Annotated in this window: 20 protein-coding genes and 1 pseudogene; 10 read left to right on the plus strand and 11 right to left on the minus strand. The window is 64.4% G+C overall.

What is annotated here, in order from left to right; all coding sequences use genetic code 11:
• Positions 1–49: 49 nt before the first annotated feature.
• Positions 50–1,579 (minus strand): aldehyde dehydrogenase (NADP(+)), encoded by a 1,530-nt coding sequence (locus C2R25_RS03100; RefSeq protein WP_103727829.1) that lies wholly within the window; start codon positions 1,577–1,579, stop codon positions 50–52.
• A 148-nt stretch (positions 1,580–1,727) separates the two neighbouring features.
• Between C2R25_RS03100 and C2R25_RS03105 the strand changes: the two genes are divergently transcribed.
• Positions 1,728–2,447, plus strand: a complete 720-nt coding sequence (locus tag C2R25_RS03105; protein ID WP_199183751.1) for a FadR/GntR family transcriptional regulator — start codon at positions 1,728–1,730, stop codon at positions 2,445–2,447.
• A gap of 105 nt (positions 2,448–2,552) precedes the next feature.
• Here the strand turns inward: C2R25_RS03105 and C2R25_RS03110 are convergent, their stop codons facing one another.
• Positions 2,553–3,863, minus strand: coding sequence for a sugar MFS transporter (locus C2R25_RS03110; RefSeq protein ID WP_103727830.1), 1,311 nt, complete (start codon positions 3,861–3,863; stop codon positions 2,553–2,555).
• A gap of 175 nt (positions 3,864–4,038) precedes the next feature.
• Here C2R25_RS03110 and C2R25_RS03115 point away from each other — a divergent pair, with 175 nt between their 5' ends.
• From C2R25_RS03115 to C2R25_RS03125, 3 genes are all read left to right on the plus strand, one after another.
• On the plus strand, positions 4,039–5,193 hold the full coding sequence (locus tag C2R25_RS03115; RefSeq protein ID WP_103727831.1) for an aldose epimerase family protein: 1,155 nt from the start codon (positions 4,039–4,041) through the stop codon (positions 5,191–5,193).
• Between the two features lie 22 nt (positions 5,194–5,215).
• Positions 5,216–7,024: an IlvD/Edd family dehydratase gene (locus tag C2R25_RS03120; protein WP_103727832.1), complete on the plus strand. Its 1,809-nt coding sequence runs from the start codon at positions 5,216–5,218 to the stop codon at positions 7,022–7,024.
• A gap of 85 nt (positions 7,025–7,109) precedes the next feature.
• On the plus strand, positions 7,110–7,964 hold the full coding sequence (locus C2R25_RS03125; protein ID WP_103727833.1) for an SMP-30/gluconolactonase/LRE family protein: 855 nt from the start codon (positions 7,110–7,112) through the stop codon (positions 7,962–7,964).
• A 29-nt stretch (positions 7,965–7,993) separates the two neighbouring features.
• Here the strand turns inward: C2R25_RS03125 and C2R25_RS03130 are convergent, their stop codons facing one another.
• From C2R25_RS03130 to C2R25_RS03140, 3 genes are read right to left on the minus strand one after another with little or no spacing between them, the layout of a single operon-like run.
• Positions 7,994–8,548, minus strand: a complete 555-nt coding sequence (locus tag C2R25_RS03130; protein ID WP_103727834.1) for a nuclear transport factor 2 family protein — start codon at positions 8,546–8,548, stop codon at positions 7,994–7,996.
• Positions 8,538–9,434, minus strand: coding sequence for an SDR family NAD(P)-dependent oxidoreductase (locus C2R25_RS03135; protein WP_103727835.1), 897 nt, complete (start codon positions 9,432–9,434; stop codon positions 8,538–8,540). The genes C2R25_RS03130 and C2R25_RS03135 overlap by 11 nt, the downstream gene beginning before the upstream one ends.
• Entirely contained in the window at positions 9,431–9,964 is a 534-nt protein-coding gene (locus C2R25_RS03140) for a nuclear transport factor 2 family protein (RefSeq protein ID WP_199183752.1), read from the minus strand. The genes C2R25_RS03135 and C2R25_RS03140 overlap by 4 nt, the downstream gene beginning before the upstream one ends.
• Positions 9,965–10,191: 227 nt before the next feature.
• Here C2R25_RS03140 and C2R25_RS03145 point away from each other — a divergent pair, with 227 nt between their 5' ends.
• Genes C2R25_RS03145 through C2R25_RS03170 form a run of 6 tightly spaced genes read left to right on the plus strand, consistent with a single transcriptional unit; the run spans position 10,192 to position 18,007 of the window.
• The gene (locus tag C2R25_RS03145) at positions 10,192–12,453 is read left to right on the plus strand and encodes an acyl-CoA dehydrogenase (RefSeq protein WP_103727836.1); all 2,262 of its coding nucleotides are present in this window, start codon (positions 10,192–10,194) and stop codon (positions 12,451–12,453) included.
• A gap of 47 nt (positions 12,454–12,500) precedes the next feature.
• Positions 12,501–13,490 (plus strand): cytochrome c oxidase subunit II, encoded by a 990-nt coding sequence (coxB, locus tag C2R25_RS03150; protein ID WP_103727837.1) that lies wholly within the window; start codon positions 12,501–12,503, stop codon positions 13,488–13,490.
• The gene (gene ctaD / locus C2R25_RS03155; RefSeq protein ID WP_103727838.1) at positions 13,487–16,009 is read left to right on the plus strand and encodes a cytochrome c oxidase subunit I; all 2,523 of its coding nucleotides are present in this window, start codon (positions 13,487–13,489) and stop codon (positions 16,007–16,009) included. The genes coxB and ctaD overlap by 4 nt, the downstream gene beginning before the upstream one ends.
• Complete coding sequence (locus tag C2R25_RS03160; RefSeq protein ID WP_103727839.1) at positions 16,006–16,386, plus strand: hypothetical protein; 381 nt, start codon at positions 16,006–16,008, stop codon at positions 16,384–16,386. Before ctaD ends, C2R25_RS03160 begins: the two co-directional genes overlap by 4 nt.
• Positions 16,383–16,973, plus strand: coding sequence for a cytochrome c oxidase assembly protein (locus C2R25_RS03165; RefSeq protein WP_103727840.1), 591 nt, complete (start codon positions 16,383–16,385; stop codon positions 16,971–16,973). Before C2R25_RS03160 ends, C2R25_RS03165 begins: the two co-directional genes overlap by 4 nt.
• Positions 16,970–18,007 carry a c-type cytochrome gene (locus C2R25_RS03170; RefSeq protein WP_103727841.1) on the plus strand — a complete coding sequence of 346 codons (1,038 nt, stop codon included), beginning with the start codon at positions 16,970–16,972 and terminating at the stop codon, positions 18,005–18,007. The genes C2R25_RS03165 and C2R25_RS03170 overlap by 4 nt, the downstream gene beginning before the upstream one ends.
• Positions 18,008–18,047: 40 nt before the next feature.
• Here C2R25_RS03170 and C2R25_RS03175 read toward each other — a convergent pair whose 3' ends face one another.
• The 6 genes and pseudogenes from C2R25_RS03175 to C2R25_RS21265 form a co-directional block, all read right to left on the minus strand.
• Positions 18,048–19,664, minus strand: coding sequence for a phospholipase D family protein (locus tag C2R25_RS03175; protein WP_103727842.1), 1,617 nt, complete (start codon positions 19,662–19,664; stop codon positions 18,048–18,050).
• Positions 19,665–19,733: 69 nt separating this feature from the next.
• Positions 19,734–19,967 carry a hypothetical protein gene (locus C2R25_RS03180; RefSeq protein ID WP_103727843.1) on the minus strand — a complete coding sequence of 78 codons (234 nt, stop codon included), beginning with the start codon at positions 19,965–19,967 and terminating at the stop codon, positions 19,734–19,736.
• Positions 19,968–20,440: 473 nt separating this feature from the next.
• Positions 20,441–20,560: an acetate--CoA ligase family protein gene (locus tag C2R25_RS21260; RefSeq protein ID WP_103727851.1), complete on the minus strand. Its 120-nt coding sequence runs from the start codon at positions 20,558–20,560 to the stop codon at positions 20,441–20,443.
• Positions 20,561–20,645: 85 nt separating this feature from the next.
• Positions 20,646–21,768 (minus strand): annotated as a pseudogene (locus C2R25_RS03190) (IS3 family transposase).
• A gap of 277 nt (positions 21,769–22,045) precedes the next feature.
• Positions 22,046–22,582: a TonB-dependent receptor domain-containing protein gene (locus C2R25_RS03195; RefSeq protein WP_103727844.1), complete on the minus strand. Its 537-nt coding sequence runs from the start codon at positions 22,580–22,582 to the stop codon at positions 22,046–22,048.
• A gap of 18 nt (positions 22,583–22,600) precedes the next feature.
• Positions 22,601–22,791: hypothetical protein (locus tag C2R25_RS21265; protein WP_369825686.1), on the minus strand; the 191-nt coding region annotated here is incomplete at its 5' end.

Here is a 22,791-nt window from a genome sequence, read left to right on the forward strand (position 1 = left end):
CTCCCAACGCGGCGCGCCTTCTTCAGGACGCGCCGCGAGGTTGGCTGGATCAGTTGAGGGTAAGCTTGCCGTCGATCAGGCGCGGAGCGCCGTCGCCGAAGGCATCGTCACGCAGTTCTGCGGGCAGCAGGCCCTGCGCAAGATTCTGGTAGCTGACGGGACGCAGGAAGCGGTCGATCGCCAGGCTGCCGACCGACGTGGTACGCGGGTCGGAGGTCGAGGGGAACGGGCCGCCATGCACCATGGCATGCGATACTTCGACACCGGTCGGCCAGCCGTTGGCGAGGATACGACCGACCTTGCGCTCAAGCACCGGAAGCAGGCGCGAAGCCGTGCCTTCGTCGGCGTCGTCCATGTGCAGCGTTGCGGTGAGCTGCCCTTCGAGACCTTCGAGAACCGCAAGCAGTTCGCCCTCGTCCTTGCAGCGCACGATCACCGAGGACGCGCCGAATACTTCATCGCCCATGGCCTTGTCGGCAAGGAACTTCTCGGCCGTCGTCTGGAACAGGACGGCGCCGCCGCAGGTGGTGGAGCCCAGTTCGCCTTCGGCCAGCTTCTCGACGCCCGGAAGCGCCGACAGGGTCTGCACGCCCTTGGCATAGGCCGAAGCGATGCCGGTGGTCAGCATCGTCTGGCGCTTGGCACCCGAGACGCCCGCCGAGGCTGCGGAGACGAACGCGTCCAGGCCGTCGCCTTCGACGGCGAGGATCAGGCCCGGGTTGGTGCAGAACTGCCCGGCGCCCATCGTGAGCGAGCCCACGAATGCCGTACCAAGCTCCTCGCCGCGTGCCTTCAGCGCTTCGGGAAGGAGCACGACAGGGTTGATGCTCGACATTTCGGCATAGACCGGGATCGGCACTTCACGTGCCTGAGCAAGCTTGACGAGAGCCAGACCGCCCGCACGCGAACCGGTGAAGCCAACCGCCATGATCCGCGGATCCTGGACAAGTGCGGCGCCGAGTTCGTTGGACGGACCGACGAGGTGCTGGAACACGCCTTCGGGCAGGCCCGCATCCCTGACGGCCTTGGTGATGGCGGCGGCGATGAGGCTGCCGGTGATCGGATGAGCCGGATGGCCCTTCACCACCACCGGGCAACCGGCGGCCAGCGCCGATGCCGTATCACCCCCCGCAGTCGAGAACGCGAGCGGGAAGTTCGAAGCACCGAACACCGCGACGGGGCCGACCGCGATCATGCGCAGACGCAGGTCAGGACGCGGCAGGGGCGCGCGATCGGGCATGGCGGGATCAATGCGGATCTGCTGCCACTGGCCCTTGCGAACAACATCGGCGAACAGACGAAGCTGGCCCACGGTGCGACCCCGCTCACCTTCACCGCGTGCGCGCGGCAGGCCGCTTTCGGCGGTGTAGGCTTCGATCAGCGGCTCACCAATGGCAAGGATTTCCTCAGCGATTCGCTCAAGGAACGCCGCGCGCGTCTCGCGGTCGGTCGCGCGGTACGTGTCGAAGGCAGCAGCCGCTGCTTCGCAGGCAGCCGCCACGTCTGCCGGAGTGCTGATGGCGATGGGATCGCCGTGAGCTTCGCCGGTGGCAGCGTTGATGGATCGGAATTCGGTCATTTGCAGGCTCCCTATTTACTCCGACATATTCTGTGTAGGACAGAAAGGCAATGTTTGTCGTTCCTTCGAATGGCAACCACTGTTAGTTTCCCTGCAGGAGGAGTTGCCGACAGTGCCAGATGTTGAATTTTCAAACAGCGAAGCGAACATGAAACCAGGTGAAGAGGCTCGGGGGCCGGGGCGACGCCTGCACGGAGCGATCGCGCACAAGCTGGGGACGGCCATCTTGTCAGGCAAATATGCTCCTGGCGACATCCTTTCCGGCGAAGTGGCCTTTTCGGAGGAGCTACAGGTGTCGCGCAGCGCCTACCGGGAGGCGATACAGGTCCTCTCCGCGAAGGGCCTTGTGGCGAGCAGACCCAAGGCGGGCACCCGCGTCCTGCCTCGCGACCGGTGGAACCTGCTCGACCCGGAAGTACTCGGCTGGGCCTTTGCGGCCGAGCCTGACATCGAATTTGTCCGCAGCCTTTTCGAACTGCGCGCCATTGTCGAACCGGCAGCCGCCCGCCTCGCCGCCCAGCGCCGCGACAAGGCGGATCTCAAGGCGATGAAGGACGCACTCACCGCGATGCGCCGCCACACCCTGACGACAGAGGCCGGGCGCGCCGCCGACCGGGATTTCCACAAGGCCATCCTTCAAGCGACCCGCAACGACGCCCTGCTCGTTCTCAGTGCATCGATCGGCGCGGCCGTGAACTGGACGACGCAGTTCAAGCAGCGCGCCCGCGCCCTGCCCCGCAACCCGATCCCCGACCACGTCCGCGTCTACGACGCCATCGCCGCGGGTGACAGTGCCGCAGCCGCGGAGGCTATGAACGCGCTCGTGGATCTCGCGCTCGAGGACACGAGGAGTTCGATGGAGGACTGACGCCAAGGCGCTCAACTCACCAGGCACCACTTCCGCAGGCAACGAAAAAGGCCCCGGCAAAAGTCTCGCCGGGGCCTTTTTCCGTGCACTGCCGAGGCAGGCCGCTTATTCGGCGGCTTGCAGTTCAGGCAGGGCGTTTGTCGGCTTGCTGCCCCACAGGGCGTAGAATAGGACGTAGAGTTCGCAGGCCGCCGTGAGGAGGAACGACGTCTGCAGCCCATAGCTGTCGGCAAGCCAGCCCTGCACCACGACCAGCGCACCGCCGGCGATCGCCATGACCAGCAGGCCCGAACCTTCTTCCGTCAGCGGACCCAGGCCCTTGATGCCAAGGGTGAAGATGGTGGGGAACATGATCGAGTGGAACAGGCCCACCAGGATCAGCGCCCACATCGCGACGGGACCGGTCGTGAAGACAGTGACCAGCATGACGACGAACGCGCCGATCGAGAAGCAGGCCAGGACCTTGGCTGCGTCGAAGCGCTGCATGATCGCTGACCCGGCAAAGCGGCCAACCATCATTCCGCCCCACAGGAACGTCAGGTACTTGCCGGCCTGCTCATGCGTGAGGTTGGCGATCTCGGGCTGGCTGACGAAGTTCACGAAGAGGTTGGCAACGCCGATCTCAGCGATCAGGTAAATGAAGATCGCAGGAACGCCCCACACGAGGTTGCGGTGATTCCACAAGGAATGCTTCTTGCGCTCCTCCTTCGCGAGGCGCGAGTTTGCCGAACCCATCGCCGGAAGCGGGAACTTTGCGATGACCACGGCCAGCACCACCAGCGCTGCTGCCACGAGCCCATAAGGCAGGATGACCGACTGCGCGTCAGCGAGGCGCTCGGCTTCGGTCAGCACGGTTCCCGCCGTCGACGTGCCACCTTTCGAGCGGCCGAGGATGAGATAGGCGCCAAACAGCGGAGCCAGCATCGTACCGGCCGAGTTCAGGGCCTGCACGAGGTTGAGGCGAGACGACGCCGTCTCCGGCTTGCCGACCACCGCGACATAGGGGTTGGCCGCCACCTGCAGCAGCGTGATGCCGCTTGCGATGACGAAAAGCATCAGCAGCGTCACGCCATAGGACGGAATGCTTGCTGCGAGCATCATGCCCAGCGCGCCGGCAGCCATGACCAGAAGGCCGGTGACCAGCGACTTCTGATACCCGATGCGCTCGATCAGCTTGGCGGAAGGAATGGAAGCAACGAAGTACGCGATGAACCACACCGACTCGATCAGCGTGGTTTGCGTGTAGGTCAGCTCGAACACGCTGCGCAGATGCGGCAGTAGCGTGTTGTTGATGACGGTTATGAAGCCCCACATGAAGAACAGGCTGGCGAGCAGCGCAAGCGCCGGCCCATAGCGGACGCCTGCCGCAGGAGTGTAGACGACGGGGGCGTCTCCGGACGAGACCACTGGCGGCATGTTATTCCTCTCGTAAACCGAGCCGATCTGACGGCGTGCCAGCCACACTTCAGCAAACCGGCTTGCGCTCTTTCTATTTGTCGGACTATATGCCGAGCAGCACGCCGTCAATGGCTACGGCGCGAACACTATTCAGAAAACGTGAATCACGCAGAAGCAAGCGGGAGCTAAGGGAATGAGGAATACGGTCAAGGGCATCGTATTGACAGCGGCGTCGTCGCTGACGCTTGCAGTGGCAGCGAACCCGGCACTCGCAGTCGAGGCGACCCAGGCTCCTGCAGGCGCGCTCTCGGACGGAAAGGCGGTGACGGCGGTCACTCTCAAGGCGGAAAACGGCGTCTCCGCCACGATCCTGACGTTCGGCGCCACCCTGTGGAAGCTCGACGTGCCGGACCGCAACGGCAAGGTGGCCGACGTGCTGCTTGCCTACGACAAGATCAGCGATTTCGAGACGCGTCCCAACTATTGGGGTGCAACCATCGGCCGGTACGGCAATCGCATCGCCGAAGGTCGGTTCACGCTGGACGGCAAGACCTACCAGCTCCCGGGCAATGACAACGGGCAGTCGCTGCACGGCGGCGGCAAGGGCTTCGATGTCCAGAACTGGAAGCTGGAATCGGTGAAGTCCGGTAAGGTCGCAACTGCGGTCTTCTCGCTGGTCAGCCCCGATGGCGACTCGGGTTATCCGGGCACCATCAGGACCAAGGTCACTTATTCGCTGGACGAGGCGGGCAACCTCAAGATCGTCTTCGATGCAACGACCGACAAGCCGACCGTGCTTAACATGACCAACCACGCCATCTTCAACATGGCGGGTGAGGGTTCGGAGCGCGATGCGATGACCAACGTGCTGACGATCCCGGCAAGCGCGTACACGCCGGTTACCGAAAAGCTGATCCCGACCGGCGAACTGCGCCGCGTCGAGGGCACTCCCTTCGATTTCCGTAAGGGCAAGCCGGTGGCGATGGGTCTTCGTGACGGCACGGACCAGCAAATCGTCTATGGGCGGGGCTTCGACCACAACTTCGCGCTCGACAAGGGCGTGACGAAGACGCCTGAACTGGCCGCCCGCCTGGAAGATCCCGCCTCGGGACGCGTTCTCGAAGTGCTGACGACCGAGCCCGGCATCCAGTTCTATTCGGGCAACTTCCTTGATGGCACGTACATCGGCAAGCAGGGCCACCTCTACCGTATGGGCGACGGCATCGCGCTCGAGCCGCAGCGGTTCCCTGACTCGCCCAATCACCCGAACTTCCCTTCCACGCGCGTCGATCCCGACAAGCCGTACCGGCACGTCATGATCTACCGCGTCACCACCAACCCGCGTTGAACCAGAGCGAAACGAACACTCCATGACCGACACGAAACCTGAAGCCTCTGGTCGCAAGCTGCGTTCCCGCGCGTGGTTTGACAATCCCGACAACATCGACATGACCTCGCTCTACCTGGAGCGTTACCTGAACTTCGGCCTCAGCCTTGAGGAACTGCGTTCGGGCAAGCCGATCATCGGCATCGCCCAGTCGGGCAGCGATCTGTCGCCCTGCAACCGCCATCACCTGGTGCTGGCCGAGCGTATCCGTGAAGGCATTCGCGAAGCGGGCGGCATCGCGCTGGAATTCCCGGTTCACCCGATCCAGGAAACCGGCAAGCGCCCGACCGCCGGTCTGGACCGCAACCTGTCGTACCTCGGTCTCGTCGAGGCGATGTACGGCTACCCGCTCGATGGCGTCGTGCTGACGACCGGCTGCGACAAGACCACGCCGGCAATGCTGATGGCAGCCGCGACGGTGAACATCCCGGCGATCGCCCTGTCCGTGGGCCCGATGCTGAACGGCTGGCACAAGGGCGAACGTACCGGTTCGGGCACCATCGTGTGGAAGGGTCGCCAGATGATGGCGGCGGGCGAACTGGATGCGGACGGCTTCATCAAGCTCGTCGCCTCGTCGGCACCCTCGACCGGCTACTGCAACACGATGGGCACGGCGACGACGATGAACTCGCTTGCCGAAGCGCTTGGCATGATGCTGCCCGGCTCGGCGGCGATTCCGGCACCCTACCGCGACCGTCAGGAATGCGCCTATCACACCGGCAAGCGCATCGTCGACATGGTGCACGAAGACCTGAAGCCTTCGGACGTCCTGACGCTCGAGGCGTTCCACAACGCCATCGTGGTGAACGCCGCCATCGGCGGGTCGACCAACGCGCCGATCCACCTGGCCGCCATCGCCCGCCATATCGGCGTGGACCTCCCGCTCAAGGATTGGGAAACCTACGGCCACAAGATCCCGCTGCTGGTGAACCTGCAGCCGGCGGGCGAGTATTTGGGCGAGGATTACTACCGGGCCGGGGGCGTACCGGCCGTTGTGGCGCAGCTGATCGGCCAGGGCCTGATCAAGGAAGGCGCCATGACCGTCAACGGCAAGACGATCGGCGATAACTGCCGCGATGCCACGATCGAGGACGACAAGGTCATCAAGACCTTCGACACGCCTCTGGTCGAGGAGGCCGGCTTCCTGGTGCTCTCGGGCAACCTGTTCGACGCCGCGATCATGAAGACCAGCGTGATCTCGGATGAGTTCCGCACGCGCTATCTGTCGAACCCGGAAGATCCGGACGCATTCGAAGGCCCCGCCGTCGTGTTCGACGGGCCGGAGGACTACCATCACCGCATCGATGATCCCGCGCTCGGCATCACGCCCGAAACGTTGCTCTTCATGCGCGGCGCCGGCCCGATCGGTTATCCGGGCGCGGCGGAAGTGGTGAACATGCGTCCGCCAGCTTACCTCATCACCGAAGGCGTCAGCGCCCTGCCCTGTATCGGCGATGGTCGCCAGTCCGGTACTTCGGGCAGCCCGTCCATCCTCAATGCCTCGCCAGAGGCGGCGGCGATGGGTGGCTTGGCACTTCTCGAAACCGGCGACCGGGTACGCATGGACCTCAAGAAGGGCCGCGTGGACGTGCTCATCTCGGATGAGGAACTGGCCGCGCGCCGTGCCGCTCTGGAGGCCGCTGGCGGCTACAAGTACCCCGCCTCGCAGACGCCGTGGCAGGAAATCCAGCGTGCGCTCGTTGGCCAGATGGACACCGGGGCCATTCTGGAAGGCTCGGAAAAGTACCAGCGGATCGCGCAGACCATGGGTCTGCCCCGCGACAACCACTAAGCCTGCGAGTACCCCTCCTCTGCGGCCCGGAGCCGGCCGACGGGGGGGGGGGCTTTCACAAGACGACACGGGACGGGACGAGACAATGACCCTTTGGCGCAAGATCGAGCGCGACGTGCGCGACACGCTGGGCGAAGGCGCAATGTGGAGCGTGCGCGACGGCGCCTTCTACTGGGTCGACATTCTCGCTCCCGCTCTCAATCGGCTGATCCTGGCAGACGGATCGATCCAGCGCTGGGACATGCCCGCACCGCTCGGCTGGGTAGCGGCCCGGGCGTCCGGCGGGCTCATCGGTGGCTTCCGCGATGGCGTCGCGGCCATCGCCCTCGACCCGTTCCATGTGGACGAGCGTACCGATCCCGAGCCGCATCTCCCGGGCAACCGCATGAACGACGGCAAGGCCGATCGGCACGGCGCTATCTGGTGCGGCACCATGGACATGGCCGAGGAAGAGGCGAACGGGTCACTGTACCGGCTGTCTCCCACCGGCGAATGGCAGGTGATCGACAGCGGCTACATGGTGCCTAACGGGCCCGCTTTCTCCCCTTGCGGTGGCTGGCTCTATCACGCGGACACCGGCCGGCGCGTGATCTACCGCTTTACGCTCGACGAGAACGGCGCGCAGGAGAGACGGGAGTTCATCCGCTTCGCCGAGGAGGATGGCTACCCGGATGGCATGACCACCGACGCCGAAGGCTTCCTCTGGGTCGCCCACTGGGATGGCGGCCGGATTACCCGCTTCGCTCCCGACGGCACGCGCGACCGGTCGATCGAACTGCCCGCCCGCCGCATCACCAACATTGCTTTCGCGGGTGAGAACCTCGACCGCATGTTCGTGACCTCCGCCGCGACGGGCCTGCCGCCATCGGACTACGATGGCGCGCTGTTCGAGGTCGAGGCCGGCGTGACTGGCAACCCGGCCGGAACGTATCACGGCTGAGGCGCGCGCGTCAGTCGAACGTTTCGGCGTCAGTTTGCAGCCGGAACGGCGGCCTCCCGGCGGTTCACCAGCGGCCTCTGGTACGACGGGTCGTCTAGGCTGCGTGAGGAGACGCCGTTCAGGGCGATGTCGGCCACGTCGGCGAAAGGCACCGGCATCGGAGGGGGCAGGCAGCTCCATTCGATCACGTTCGTCCGCAGCGCGATTTTCCAGATGTCTTCGCGGCGTTCCAGCCGATCGATATAGCGACCTCCCGCCATCCAGAGGCTCTCGTCGCGGTTGCGGCCGATGAACTGGTAGTACGTTTCCGCATGCGCGGTGTCGCCCTCGACATCGATGTTCGACTGCAACAGCGCGTGGTGCGTCAGTATCTGGCCCGCCTCGTGCATCGGGACAGCCCAGTCCCAGCACGCGGCAGGGCTGCCCACGAAGGGGCCGGCGGCCATGACTCCGTCCTCCCAAAAGGCCGACAGATAGGTTGCGCGATCAAACCGATCCATCCCGCGCGAGAAAGCTTCAAGGCACTCGCGGATCTCGTGCTTGTCTAGCATCGCCTCGAGGCGAGCGGCGCGATCACTTGCCACGGTAGTCCACCTCGCAGATCGGCTTCCAGATGGGCGAGCCTCGCCGTTCGCGGGCCGAGGCGATGATGCTGCCGTCAAGGTCGGTGATGCCGTATTCCTGAGCAAGCTCCGCCGTGATGAATTGCCCGCCCGACCGCTTCATCACGGCAGGATCGGCGGCAAGCGCCGCGATGACGCGCCCGGGATGCTCCACGCTGCTGCCCTGCATGGAGGTGATCGTGGTGGTCATCTTGTCACCCATACGGGCGAGATTGTCGCGAGCCTTCTCGGTAAGAGTCAGCCCTTGCCAGAGCGTGAGCGAGGCCACCCCGTGCGGCTCCAGTTCGATGGCCATGTCACGGGCCATGCGGTCCGCCGCCGACTTCGAAGTACCAAACACCACCCCGTAGGTATACGTCACCGCCGCATAGCCCGAGATCGCGACCATGAGGCCCGACTTCTGCGGGACCATGATTTGCGCGGCATGCCAGGCCGCAATGTAGTTCGACCTGACCCCCACGTCCCACATCTCGAGGTTGGACAGCGGCTTTTCCCAGAAACCCTTCGGCTCCAGCAGGTCTTCCGAAATGGTGAAGGCGTTGTTGACGAGAACGTCGAGGCGACCCTGTTCCGAGGCGATGCGCCCGAACAAGGCGGCAACGGCTTCGTCATCATTGTGGTCGCACGCCACCGCGATACCCCGCCCTCCGGCCTCGCGACCCCGTTCGTCGCACTCCGCAGCGGTGCCGCCGACCGTGCCGGGAAGATAGTAGTCGCCTTCCTTCACCGTGCGCCCGGTGATGTACACCGTGGCCCCCTGCTCAGCCAGGGCCAGGGCGATGCCCTTCCCGATACCTCGGCTGGCGCCGGTGACGAGTGCCACCTTCCCTGCAAGCGGTGCACTCATTTCAACTCTCCCGAAAACCAGCCTTCGCTGAAGTCGTTCTTTGCTCGTCCCGGGAAATGGTCGGCGGTGAAAGGGTAGCCCATCACGCCCTTCGACCAGTCCGCGGCCGCTCCCCAGTCCTGCTCCCAGTCGTAGAGCATGATCCTGCCAACGATGCGCCATTCGCCGTTCCGCTTCTCGAAGGTGTCGAGATAGCGGCCGCCGATGCAGGTATCCCTGTCCCCCGCGCCCATGTCGACGCGGTGGTAGGAGAAGACATGCGTTTCGGCGCGCGCGCGATCGCGGCTTGCCAGTTCGATGTAAGTCTGCCCCAGCAGATGCTGTGTGTTCTTGATCGCGTCCGCGCCGGGAACGACCCATGCGAGATAGGCGTCGAAGTCTCCGCCGTGAACGCCGTAGTCGAACCGTGCGTCCGGCCACCAGCAGGCGCGTATGAGAGCGGCGCTGCGCCTGTCCTCTCCCCGCGCGAGCCGCGCGACGCAGTTTCGTATCGCCTCGCGATCGATCATCGCCTGCAGATCGTGATCCACCGGTGCTCTCCTCCATGGCCTGCCGTCGGAGAGGTTAAGCCAGTTGAAGGGCGGAGGCGTCCACACCCTTGCGACTTCCCAAGGCCACTCATCGCCCGCGCGTGGTGTGGCCTGCGCGCTTCCGCACCGGTCGCCGCCAAGGCTCATCTCCGCCCGATACGCCCGGTTGGACGGAGCCTCTCCGGCACTGGGGCGTTGCTGTTTCGGAAACTAGGAGCCTGAACACGATGTCGCTCGCCGCCACCGCCCGTAGCCAGATACTCACCCGCCCGGTCCTGTCGATGGTACGTTCGGCCTTGCCAGCCCTGTCGGCCACTGAGAACGAGGCGATCGATGCGGGCGATACATGGTGGGAGGCCGCGTTGTTCACCGGCAACCCCGACTGGGACGCCCTGCTGGCGGTTCCTCCCGCCAGGCTGACTGCGGAAGAGCAGGCCTTCCTTTCGGGCCCGGTGGAAACGCTTTGCGCCATGATCGACGATTGGCGCATGACCTGGGAAACCCGCGACCTGTCGCCGCAAGTCTGGGATTACCTCAAGCGGGAGAGATTCTTCGGGATCATCATTCCCCCGAAGTACGGCGGCCTTGGCTTCTCCAACTTCGCGCACAGCGAGATTGTCCGAAAGATCGCCACGCGGTCTGTCTCGGCAGCGGTGACCGCCATGGTGCCCAATTCTCTTGGCCCCGGCGAACTGATCCTGCGCTTCGGGACGCCGGCACAGCAAGAACACTGGCTGCCGCGGCTGGCGGACGGGCGGGAGATTCCCGCCTTCGGCCTCACCAGCCCGGAAGCCGGTTCCGACGCCGCGGCGATGGTGGACGAAGGGGTGATCTGCAAGGGGCAGTGGCAGGGTCAGGAGGTGCTCGGCATCCGCCTGAACTGGCGCAAGCGCTACATCACCCTTGGCCCCGTCGCGACCATTCTCGGCCTTGCCTTCAAGCTGCGCGATCCGGAACGGCTTCTGGGCGAGCGGGAGGACATCGGCATCACGGTCGCCCTCGTGCCGGCCGACCTGCCGGGCGTGACGATCGGTCGCCGCCACGTGCCGTCGATGCACGCATTCCAGAACGGGCCGAACGAAGGCCATGATGTCTTCATACCTCTCGACAACGTGATTGGTGGCCCGGACCGCGTGGGACAGGGCTGGAAGATGCTGATGAGCGCGCTTGCCGCAGGCCGGGGCATATCCCTGCCCTCGCTTTCCGCAGCCGCAGGTGCCTTCGCCGCGCACACGACGGGCGCCTACGCGCGCGTTCGTTCTCAGTTCAACCTGCCGATCGGACGCTTCGAAGGCATTCAGGAACGGCTCGCGCGGATTGCCGGCAACGCCTACCTTCTCGACGGTGCGCGGCGACTGACCTGTGCCGGGTTGGACCAGGGCCATCACCCCGCCGTCATTTCCTCCATCCTCAAGCTGCACGCCACCGAACGGATGCGGATCGTCGTCAACGATGCGATGGACGTGCATGGCGGCAAGGGCGTCATCGAAGGTCCGCGCAACTATCTGGCCAACCATTACCGGGCCATCCCGGTCGGCATTACCGTCGAAGGTGCGAACATCCTTACCCGCAGCCTGATGGTCTTCGGGCAAGGTGCGATCCGATCCCATCCCTACCTGCTGCGAGAGATCCGCGCCGTCGGTGAGGACGACACCAAGGTTTCCCTCGCGGAATTCGACCGCGTGCTCTGGAAGCATGTGGGCCACGCGCTGAAGACAGCGATCCGCGCCTTCGCCCGCAGCTGGACCGGCGGCCTGTTCGCGCCCGCACCGAACGCCGGAAAGGCACGCCGCCACTACCGCCAGATGAGCCGTTATGCGGCCGCTTTCGCCTTCTGCTCGGACATCGCCTTCCTCACGCTGGGCGGCGAGCTCAAGCGGCGCGAGCTTCTTTCGGCGCGGCTGGGCGACATCCTGTCCGAGCTCTACATGCTGTCGGGGGCCTTGAAACGCTGGGAGGACGAAGGCCGGCAGGACGCCGACCTGCCGCTGCTCGACTGGTGCATGGAATCCGGCTTTGCCACGATCGAGCAGCGCTTCGCCGAACTCATCGCCAACTTCCCCGCACGTCCTGTCGGGTGGATGCTGCGCCTGTTCATCATGCCATACGGTCGGCGACGCACAGGCCCTTCCGACCGCACGATCCGCAAATGCGCGGATATCCTCCTGGAGCCCTGCCCTTCGCGCGATCGCCTGATCGAAAACGTCTACATTGGGGGCGAGGATGAGGCTGTGGCGCGGCTGACGGACGCCTTTCGCAAGACCATCGATACGCAGCCCATCCACGACAGGATGAAGCGAGCCCGCGTCCGGGACCCTCAGGTCGCCCGCGAACGGGGCCTGATAACAGACGAGGAACTGAAGCGCTTGCGCGGAGCGGACGAGGCCGTGGCCGAAGTTATCGCCGTCGATGACTTTGCTCCGGAGGAACTGGTGCATCGCACCAGCACGACCTCATCGGCGCCAGGATCGGACAGCAACGGTTTGTAACGGAACTTCAGCCAGAACTCTTCCGCGTCTGATGCGTTTGCTCGGGCATGGCAGGGGCAAGCCGGTGGCGGCACATCTCGATTCTGGCGACAGCGGCACTCGCCGGTTGCAACGCGCGGCAGTCAACTCTGGCACCGTTCGGGGTCGAGGCGCGTTCGACGATGCACCTCACGTCGGTACTGGTCATCGGTGCGACAGTCATCGCCCTGCTGGTGCTTGCCGTCTACGTGATCGCCGTCCGCACGCCGGAGGGCAAGCTCGACCACGTCGGAGGCATGCGCCTCGTCCTGTGGCTCGGAGCGATCTTCCCGACAGTCGTGCTGACAGCTCTGCTCCTGTGGGCGCTTCCGGCCATGCGGCCGCTGCCTCACCAATCGGGCGACCTGCGCATCCAAGTGCAGGGCGAACAATTCTGGTGGCGACTGCGCTATGAGGATGGAAACGGACCCGGAGTAATCTCCGCCAACGAAGTGCGGGTGCCGGTAGGCAGAACGGTGGTCTTCGACGTCACCGCGACGGACGTGGTCCACAGCTTCTGGATACCAGGCCTTGGCGGCAAGATGGACATGATCCCGGGCCGCATCAACCGCCTCGTCGTCAAGGCGGACAAGCCCGGTATCTTCCGCGGCGTCTGCGCCGAGTTCTGCGGCCTCAGCCACGCCCTCATGGCGTTCGACGTCATCGCGATGGAGCCGTCTGCCTTCGATGCGTGGCTTGCGTCGGCACGCGGCGTTCCGGCTCGAGCAGACGGTCGCGGCGCCGAGTTGTTCAGTGCGAACGGCTGCGGAGCATGTCACACCGTCAAGGGAACACCCCACACCGCGATGATCGGGCCCGATCTCACCCGTCTGGGCGAAAGGCGCAGCCTCGCCGCCGGCACCCTGCCGCCAACACTCGAAAGCACCGCCGCGTTCATTCGCAACGCCAGCCGCTTCAAACCGGGAGCACGAATGCCCGCCTACTCCGCCATGCCGATCGAGGACGCCACGGAAATCGCTCGCTGGCTCAGATCCGCGGACGGGGAGGCCGGCCGATGAGCCTTCACGATCAGGACGACCCAGCCCTGCGCGCCGCGCAGGAGAAACGCCTCCGCGCCGTATGGGAGCCGCCCAAGGGCCTGTTCCTGAGATGGACGGACACGAACAACAACCAGGTCGGTGTCTGGTACGTCCTCACGGCCTTCGGCTTCATGCTGTTCGCAGGCGTACTGGCGCTCATCATGCGCACGCAGCTCGCGGTGCCGGAAAACGACCTCGTGACGCCGGGCACATTCAACCAGCTGTTCACGCTGCACGGCTCGGTGATGATGTTCCTTTTCGCGGTGCCGATGTTCGAGGCCGTGTCGATCATCCTGCTGCCGCAGCTGCTCGGCGCGCGCGACCTGCCCTTCCCGCGCCTCTCCGCCTTCGGGTACTGGTCGTTCCTGCTGGGCGGGCTCTTCGTTTCGGGATCGATCTTCTTTGACGCTGCGCCGGATGGCGGCTGGTTCATGTATCCGCCGCTGACCACCCGCACCGATCTTTCCGGCCTCGGCGCGGACATCTGGATGCTGGGCCTTTCCTTCATCGAAGTGTCATCGGTTGCGGCCGCGGTGGAACTGATCGTCGGCGTGCTGAAGTGCCGCCCGCCCGGCATGCGCCTGAACCTCATGCCGCTCTACGCCTGGTACATCCTTGTCGTCGCGGTGATGATCCTGTTCGCCTTCCCGCCCCTGATCGCGGGCGACATCCTTTTCGAAATGGAGCGGCTGCTGGACTGGCCGTTCTTCGACGCATCGCGCGGAGGCGACCCGCTGCTGTGGCAGCACCTGTTCTGGATTTTCGGGCACCCGGAAGTCTATATCGTCTTCCTGCCGTCCATAGCGCTTTTCGCCATGCTCGTACCCACCTTCGCGCGGCGCCACCTGCTGGGCTATCCCTGGATCGTGCTGGCGGCGGTAGGAACGGCTTTCCTGTCCTTCGGCCTGTGGGTGCACCACATGTTCACCACGGGCCTGCCCAAGATCAGCCTCGCCTTCTTCTCCGCCGCATCCGAAGCCGTAGCCATTCCGACAGCCGTCCAGATCTTCGTCTTCATCATCACGCTCTGGGCAGGCCGGGTCGTATGGTCCACCCCACTGCTATATGCGACGGGCAGCCTGGCGATCTTCGTGATAGGCGGTCTTACCGGCGTCATGGTCGCCGTCGCGCCGTTCGACTGGCAGGCCCACGACACCTACTTCGTCGTCGCGCATCTGCACTATGTGCTGATCGGCGGAACGCTCATGCCGCTGTTCGCGGGCCTGTATTACTACTGGCCGCTGGTGACGGGCAAGAAGCTGTCGGACAGGCTCGGCCGCACGGCCTTCTGGCTCCTTTTCGTCGGCGCCAACCTGTGCTTCTTCCCGATGCACCTGTCGGGGCTTGAGGGAATGCCGCGACGGGTATTCACGTACCCGGAAGAGCTGGGCCTGGGCGGACTTAACCTTGCTTCCACCATCGGCTCCTTCATCATAGCCTCCGGCGTCGCCGTGATCGTGCTGGACCTCTGCCGGTCTCCCTGGCGCCCCAAGGCAGCGCGCAACCCGTGGCAGGCGGGAACGCTGGAATGGCTGGCCAAGCCGGAGGACGAGAACTGGGGCGTACGTTCCATTCCCCTCATCGAGAGCCGCTATCCAATCTGGGATCAGGAGGATTTCGTCCGAAAGGTGGACGAAGGGCGCTTCTTCCTTCCGGATGCGGAGGAAGGACGGCGCGAGACCATCGTCACCTCCGTGCTGGACGCCCGCCCCGTCGCCGTGATCCGCCTCGGCAGTCCCAGCTGGCTGCCGATGCTCACGGCCCTCGCGCTCGGCGGCGTCTTTATCCTGACGACCTATCACTTCTACTGGCTGGCGCTGGTCTCCAGTTTCGCGACGCTGGGACTCGTGCTGACATGGCTGTGGGTCGGCACCGCCGAAACGCCGGAAAAGCCCTGCAAGCCGATTGGACACGGCCTTGAACTGCCCCTCTACATCTCCGGCAGCGCGGCACCGGGTTGGTGGGCGATGTTCATCACAATGATGGCGGACGCGACAGCGTTCTCGGGGCTTGTCTTCGGCTACTACTTCTTCTGGACGCGCCACGAGGATTTCCCGCCCGAAGGAATGGACTTCGCACCTGGTCTGTTCTGGCCGATGGCCGCGCTCGCGCTCGGCGTGGCGACCTGGGTAGCGACGGTGGCGGCACGCGAAGTCCATGCCCGGGGCGGCGTGAACCTCGCCCGCACCCTTGTGGCAGGGGCGATAGTCCTGGCGATGGCAGGGATTTTCGCGGGGCTGGCCGGCCCCTGGCTGTCAGGGATGGACCCTGCGGCTCACAGCTACCCCGCCATCGTCTGGGTCCTCGCCCTCTGGACTTCGATCCACTCCGGCATCGCCGCCATCATGCTGGCCTATGTGCTGGCCCGCAGCCTCGCCGGCCGGATGACGCCGCGCCACGATGCGGAGATCCGCAACGTCACCGTATACGCCCACTTCTTGGCATTGACCGCCGTCGTCACCTACCTGACCATCGGCCTGTTCCCGGAGGTGGCATGAACCGCGATCCCCTCAAGTGGCACGAGCGGCTTCGCGTCAGCTTGTGGACGCTCATCGTTCCGCCGGCGGTGTGGGCCGGACACTTCCTGTTCTCCTATCTCTGGGCGTCGATATCGTGTGCCAAGGTGGGCTCCTTCGCCCGTTTCCCGACCCTGTTCGTGGCAGGCACCGTTGTGGCGCTTGCCATCATCCTCGTATCCGGCTGGATCGCCTGGAAGCAGCAGCGGATGACCGGCGATCCGCCCCCGCACGAGAGCGGCACGCAGATCGACCGCCTGCGCTTCATCGCCAAGTCGACATTGCTTCTGGCAGGCTTGAGCTTCGTTGCGGTGCTGTTCAGCGCCCTGCCCGTCGCTTTCCTGAGTGACTGCCGGTGAAGCGCGCGGCACTGCTTGCAGGATTGGTTCTGCTGCCGATCGGTTGGGGCCTCTCCGGTATCGGCATGACAGGCCACATGGCGGGCCATATGATCGCCGTCGCGGTCAGCGCGCCGCTTCTTGCCTACGGACTTTCGGGCAGCTCCATGGATCCTGCCCATCGCTGGCCCCTCCTGGCCAGCCCGATGACGGCGATGCTGCTTGAGCTCGTGACCGTGTGGACCTGGCATCTCCCCGCCTTGCGTGCGGCGGCCCATGGATCGATCCTCGTGAGCGGGCTTGAACACGCCTGCTTCCTTGCGGCCGGGCTGTTCCTGTGGACTGCCGCAATCCACGCTCCGAATCGGGCGAGCGGCATCGGCGCGTTGTTGCTGACGTCCATGCACATGACGCTTCTGGGCGTACTGATTGGGCTGGCGCCAAGGCCCTTGTACGCGGGGATGCACCATGCGCCCGGGCTGGATTACCTCTCCGACCAGCAACTCGGCGGTGTTGTCATGCTGATCGTCGGCGGCGTCAGCTATCTGGCAGGCGGACTGGTGCTTCTTGGCGCCCTCCTGAAAGAAGATCGGAGCGAAGCCGCATGATGGTGAAGATCACCTGGCGGCGCGTCGTATTCGCGCTTTGCGCCGTCGCAGCCCTTGGTATGGCCGTCGCATGGCTCGGGCTCGTGCCGATCGCCGCATCGTCCGGTCACTGGAGGATCACTACCTGGTTCCTGCACTGGACCATGCAGAATTCCGCACGCACCTACAGCGCGATTAACACACCCGAGAAGGTGCGCGATGACGACGGGCTCATCAGTGCGGCAGGACACTTCCGTCAAGCCTGCCAGGTATGCCACGGGGCGCCCGGCGTGCCCCCCTCGCCGGTGATGCACGCAGCCACACCTCACGCCCCGGATCTGGCAGGGACAGCGGCTGAGTACACCGACCGCGAACTGTTCTGGATCATCCGGCACGGCATCAAATACACCGGCATGCCCGCATGGCCGGAGACCGGACGCGACGACGAGGTGCGCCGGATGGTGAGCTTCGTCCGGCAGCTGCCTACGATGAGTCCGCAGCAGTACCGCGCCCTGACACAGGCGACGGAACCCGGTCCTTTCGCCCGTTGCACCGGGTGTCACGGCACCGATGGCCTCGGCCGCGGACAGCAGGACGTGCCGGTGATCGCGGGCCAGAAGCGCGACTACCTTCTTCATGCCCTGCGCCTGCACGCGGCGCGCAAGAGCTTCAGCGCGATCATGCAGACCGCCGTTTCCGGCATGTCGGACCCGCAGTTGCAAGCCGCAGCCGATCATTTCGCCGCGATGCCGGGGCTTAAGGATGCCCCGCCGGTCGCTCCGCATCCGATCGTGCAGAACGGCCTGCCCGGCGACCAACTTCCCGCCTGTCGCAACTGCCACACACCAGGCCGGCCGGGACCGCTCCTCGAGGGGCAGCGCGCGGGCTACCTTGCCGAGCGGCTGCGCGCCTGGCGGGGAGATGAGACCGTCGTCGACGTGCGCAAACCTCAGGATCCCATGGCCGTGATTGCCCGTCGGATTCCCGAAGACGAGATCGACGCCATAGCGACATCGCTGGCGCAGGGCGGATCTGCGCCGGTCAAGGCACCCTGACCGGGAGCCTTCCCCGCGGGCTAGCGGGGCTTTCGGCGGATCACAGCAGCCAGCCGATCGGCAGGCGGGACGCAAGGCCGATCATCAGGCGATCGAACAAACTCATGCCCGGCTCCCGGGCCAGCGGCGCCTCCGAACCAGGCGGGCCCGCCAGCCAGCGCAGTTCCTCACCCTCGAGCACGACCTCGTAGGCTGCTGCGGGAATGATCGTCTCGAACGCCTCTGCGACCTGTCGCGCCAGACGGGGGCTGAAGATCACGAAGCCCAGTTCCGTATTCAGACGGAGCGAGCGCGGGTCGAAGTTAAAGGAGCCGACGAACAGCCGCTCCCTATCGGCGGTGATCGTCTTGGCGTGAATGGTCGAGGCGCCCGAGCGCAGGGCGGCGAAGGACCCGCTCCCCGTTGCCCGCAGCCGGCTGCCGATGCCGAGCTTCGCGCCTTCCCGCCGCTGCTTCTTCGAAGGCACGTCGCGCACCTGTGCTGCGGTTTCGTAAAGTCGCACCCCCGCCTTCAGCAGCCGCTTGCGCCAGGGCACATAGCCCGCGTGGACGAGAGCGACGTCCGTGGCGGAATAGCCGTTAGTCAGGACGGCCACGCGCACGCCGGAACGCGCATAATTTCCCAGTTGGCGGCAACCCTCCTCGCCCGGCACAAAGTAGCCGGACACCACCGTCATCTCCCGCTTCGGCTTGCCGATAGCACCGTCCAACTTGCCGGCGAGGAGGTTCTCGTATTCCATGTCGCGCACGATCTTGGCGGGATCGTCGCTGATCATGCGTACCTGCGCCCATTCGAAACTCATGCGGCCTTCCATGAGCTGGCGCAGCAGCGGCAGGTTCTGGAGGCGCCGGACATAGCGCTGGGCCGATGCGTCCCTTTGCACCACCGACGCGCGCGAGCGCAGTTTCGCTCTCTTCCGGCGACCGAGCAGCGGTAGTATCTGCCGGGCCGGATAAGCTGAATCGCAGGTCCAGTAGCGTTCGAAATCGGCCTCTACCTCGCGTGCGACCGGCCCGATCGCCAGGACATCAAGGTCAGAGAAGAGCGCACCGTCGCCTGCCCCGAAGTATTCGTCGCCAATGTTCCGGCCGCCGACGATGGTAAGCGCCCCATCGACGGTGAAGCTCTTGTTGTGCATGCGACGATTGAGACGGCCGAAATCGAGCAGGAAGCCGATCGACTTCGGGTAGCGGATCCGGAACGGGTTGAAGAGACGCACCTCAATGTTCGCATGTGCGTTCAAGGCCGCCAGCACACCGTCCAGACCGGCGATACCGTTGTCATCCAGCAGGAGCCGGACCCGCACCCCTCGCTCGGCCGCCTCATGGACGGCTTCCAGCAAGAGAGTGCCCGTGCGGTCGCCGTGCCAAATGTAGTACTGCAGGTCGATCGTGCACTCCGCGGCCTGCACCAGCAGCAGCCGGGCTGCAAACGCGTCGACCGCATCGGCAAGAAGGTGGACACCCGAGAGACCGGGATGAAGCGCCGCACGGTCCGCCACGACCCGCGACAGAGTCGTGTCACCACAAGCCGGTGGAGGCGTGGCTGGCCCCTCCTTCCGACGCGGCAGCCGATTTGCCCGCATGAGACCATAAGCGGCGCCAATTACGCCCCCGCATCCGAGCAGCGTCATCTGCCATCGCCGCAGTCCTGGCATCCTCACTCCCGTAGACGTGTCACACGCCTGGACGGCGGTAAGCGAACGAATGAAGGAAGTGGTGATCGGTCACCCTGCCCCCTCGACCACGGTCAATTGGATCGTGAAGAGCGTGCGTCTCGATCCCTCGGTCACCTGGACGCGAAGATCATCGCATTCCGGGTCATGTCGGACCAATCCGGTTACCTCCCCCGCGAAGTAGCGCAGGGCGACGGCGCGCGCCTGAGAGGCATCCTCAAGTTCCAGGGCGCGGGTGTCGGCTCTGCCGTCGGCGCTCAAGCGCTTGAACTGGTAAACGGGCATCCTGACTCCATGCCACAGCCTTGCGATACTGCGCTACTATCAGGGCGGTAAGCCTTTCTCCACCACCAGCGGCTTCGCAGGTGGAAAAAGAAAATGTTTCTACGCCCCTTCCTCAGCAAGAGGCTGAGCAGCGCACGGCGAAAGCCCCGGAGCCCCGAATCCGGCGCCCCCCCCTGATGTCGGCGGCGACAGCGCCACGCCAGACCGCAGGAAAACCCGAAGAGAATGCCACATCACCCAGCGCCCAAGCACCAGTAAGCGGCCATCCCTATTCTGCAGATTACTTGAAAGGTGGTAGCGGAGGAGGGATCTTTCCTGAACATCCTTCGCTTTGTTTTTAAAGTAAAAACTTTTTTGCAGAATAAGAAATACCACCAGCAATACCCCCTGCTCCGCAGGAATGCGGCGAAACGCCCCAAACTTGCGTCGATAGGAGAAATCTACGGATTCAACTGATTAGTGGTGACCGCGCATTAGGGAGCCAGGGGTTCCGGATGGACAATTATCCGGGCGTCCAAGGCGATCACGCCCTCAGCGTCTGCCAGCAGAGGGTTGATGTCGAGCTCACTGATGTCGGGCAGTAGGTGAACCAGTGACCTGCCCCATTAGGGTGGTCCACCGGTTAAGTTAGAGTTCCGGCGGTTTGAAGCGCTTGGGATTGGTGGTCCAGATCCACGGTTAGTTTCCGGCTTGTCCGGCCCCTGGTGTGGTCGGACAATATCCTGATCCGGCTAGATATTCCGCCGGCGTCAGATTGCCAAGACCCATGTGAGGGCGACTAACGTTGTAGTCCTGCCTCCAGGCCTCGATCAGTCGCTTCGCCTCGGAGAGCGAGGCGAACCAGTGGACGTTGCGGCACTCATCCCTCAGCGACCGTTGAACGTCTCGATATGCGCATTGTCGGTCGGTTTGCCGGGGCGGCTGAAGTCGATCCGGACACCATGGTGGTACGCCCACAGATCGACCAGGTGCCCGGTAAACTCCGAGCCGTTGTCCGCAAAAAGATACTTCGGTGGTCCGCGACGACAGGCCAGGCGGTTGAGAACCTCCACGACGTGTTCGCCGCGAAGGCGCTGGCCCACCTCGATCGCCAGCGCTTCGCGGCTGAACACGTCAACTACCGTCAGCATGCGGAACTTCTGCCCGATGCTCAGCTGGTCATGGACAAAATCCAGACTCCAGGCCTCGTTAGGTGCCTGTGGCTGACACCGGACCTGGCGGTGCACCACCATCTTGCGCCGCCTCGGCTGCTTCGTGCGCAGCGCAAGGCCTTCCTCGCGGTACAGTCGGTAGACGACATTGCGGCCGACCTGCCAGCCTTCGCGCCTGAGCAGGATGTGGACCCGTCGATAGCCGTAGCGGATCCGCGTCGCCACGATCTCGTGCATGCGTTGGCGCAGCTCGGTCCTTGGATCTCGCGTACTCGGCTTGCGCTGGGTCGAGCGATGTTGCCGCGTCACCTGACAGGCCCGGCGCTCGCTGTAGCCGTGTGATGACACGACGTAGGCTACAACATCCTTCATGAGCGCTGGCCGGGGAACTTTTTTGACAATACATCCTGCAAAACGGCCTTGTCGAGGCTCAGCTCGGCGACCAGTCTCTTGAGCCGGGTATTCTCCTCGGTCACCTGCTTCAGTTCGCGGACCTGATCCGATTCCAGACCGCCATACTGCCGCTTCCACCTGTAGAATGTCTGTTCGGTGATCCCGACCTGGCGGATCAGATCCGCCACCGGCAGCCCCAGTTCCGCCTGCTTCAACACCGCCACAATCTGCTCTGTAGAAAACCGTTTTCTCTTCATCGACGTATCTCCTTTCATTCGGAAATTCGCCGGACATACTAACTTTGCAACCGGACCACTTTCACAATGTCACCTCAGCTTTTACACGGCTGGCGGCGCGGATATCCGCAAAAGCAACCGGCTAATGCTGGCCCATCTATCGGCTAATCGGGACGAAAGCGGCTGCCGATCTTCCTTTACGACAAGGAGGAAGCTGGGAGAAGGACGCACTCCCACCAATTGCTTAAGCGGAACCATGCCGGGTGCACAACCACACCCGGCATGATCACATCAAAGCTTAGAAATTGGCGCCGATCTCGATACCATAGGTGCGCGGCGGGGCGAAGGATCCGTTCGCGCCGCCGAAGCCGAGCACGCCACCCAGAATTGCCTTGTCGGCGATGTTCTTGATCCAGCCGCGAACGAACAGCGTTTCGCTGTTATCACGCCAGGTGACATAGGCATTGCCGTTCACGTAGCCATCCTGGATAGTCCATGGGTAATTCACTTCGCGCAAGTTGTAATCCGACGTCGCCGTCATCTCCCCGCGCGGCGTCAGCGTGCCGGCTCTCCCCAAGCCGATCTCATATTCTATGCCGAGATAGCCGGACACGTCGGGCGCGTTGTTGAGGCGGTGCCCCTTGATGTCCTGCGGCGTAAGGGCTGGATCGAGCAACGGGTCGCCAAGAAATGACTCGGTATAACGCGCATGAAGCAGCGACAGGTTCGCATCGATGCGCAAGGCATCGACCGGGTTCACGGCAAGCTGGAATTCCGCACCATATATTTCCGCCTTGGGGACGTTGACGACCGGTACGCCAAGCGGCGAGACGATTTCTAGGGCGTAGACTCATTACGCGTTGCACCAGAGGCGTGTGCAGACGAGCTTGATGGCTGCGAGATAATTGGCAGCATGCTGACCGGCCCCCACCGAGTGGTCCGGGTTGACTGTTAGTGCATCGTCGCCTCCTGCGCCATTGCCGGCTGGAGGTGGAGCGAAGCGGAACCGGAAGGCGGCAATGGCGATCTTGCCGTTTCCGGCGC

Origin of the sequence: Novosphingobium sp. HII-3 (assembly GCF_002916655.1) — a bacterium.
Taxonomy (GTDB): Bacteria; Pseudomonadota; Alphaproteobacteria; order Sphingomonadales; family Sphingomonadaceae; genus Novosphingobium; species Novosphingobium panipatense.

Coding starts and splice junctions, on each gene's coding strand:
- C2R25_RS03100 (WP_103727829.1), bottom strand. CDS start 1,579: ATGACCGAATTCCGATCCATCAACGCTGCCACCGGCGAAGCTCACGGC.
- C2R25_RS03105 (WP_199183751.1), top strand. CDS start 1,728: ATGAAACCAGGTGAAGAGGCTCGGGGGCCGGGGCGACGCCTGCACGGA.
- C2R25_RS03110 (WP_103727830.1), bottom strand. CDS start 3,863: ATGCCGCCAGTGGTCTCGTCCGGAGACGCCCCCGTCGTCTACACTCCT.
- C2R25_RS03115 (WP_103727831.1), top strand. CDS start 4,039: ATGAGGAATACGGTCAAGGGCATCGTATTGACAGCGGCGTCGTCGCTG.
- C2R25_RS03120 (WP_103727832.1), top strand. CDS start 5,216: ATGACCGACACGAAACCTGAAGCCTCTGGTCGCAAGCTGCGTTCCCGC.
- C2R25_RS03125 (WP_103727833.1), top strand. CDS start 7,110: ATGACCCTTTGGCGCAAGATCGAGCGCGACGTGCGCGACACGCTGGGC.
- C2R25_RS03135 (WP_103727835.1), bottom strand. CDS start 9,434: ATGAGTGCACCGCTTGCAGGGAAGGTGGCACTCGTCACCGGCGCCAGC.
- C2R25_RS03145 (WP_103727836.1), top strand. CDS start 10,192: ATGTCGCTCGCCGCCACCGCCCGTAGCCAGATACTCACCCGCCCGGTC.
- coxB (WP_103727837.1), top strand. CDS start 12,501: ATGGCAGGGGCAAGCCGGTGGCGGCACATCTCGATTCTGGCGACAGCG.
- ctaD (WP_103727838.1), top strand. CDS start 13,487: ATGAGCCTTCACGATCAGGACGACCCAGCCCTGCGCGCCGCGCAGGAG.
- C2R25_RS03160 (WP_103727839.1), top strand. CDS start 16,006: ATGAACCGCGATCCCCTCAAGTGGCACGAGCGGCTTCGCGTCAGCTTG.
- C2R25_RS03170 (WP_103727841.1), top strand. CDS start 16,970: ATGATGGTGAAGATCACCTGGCGGCGCGTCGTATTCGCGCTTTGCGCC.
- C2R25_RS03175 (WP_103727842.1), bottom strand. CDS start 19,664: ATGCCAGGACTGCGGCGATGGCAGATGACGCTGCTCGGATGCGGGGGC.
- C2R25_RS03180 (WP_103727843.1), bottom strand. CDS start 19,967: ATGCCCGTTTACCAGTTCAAGCGCTTGAGCGCCGACGGCAGAGCCGAC.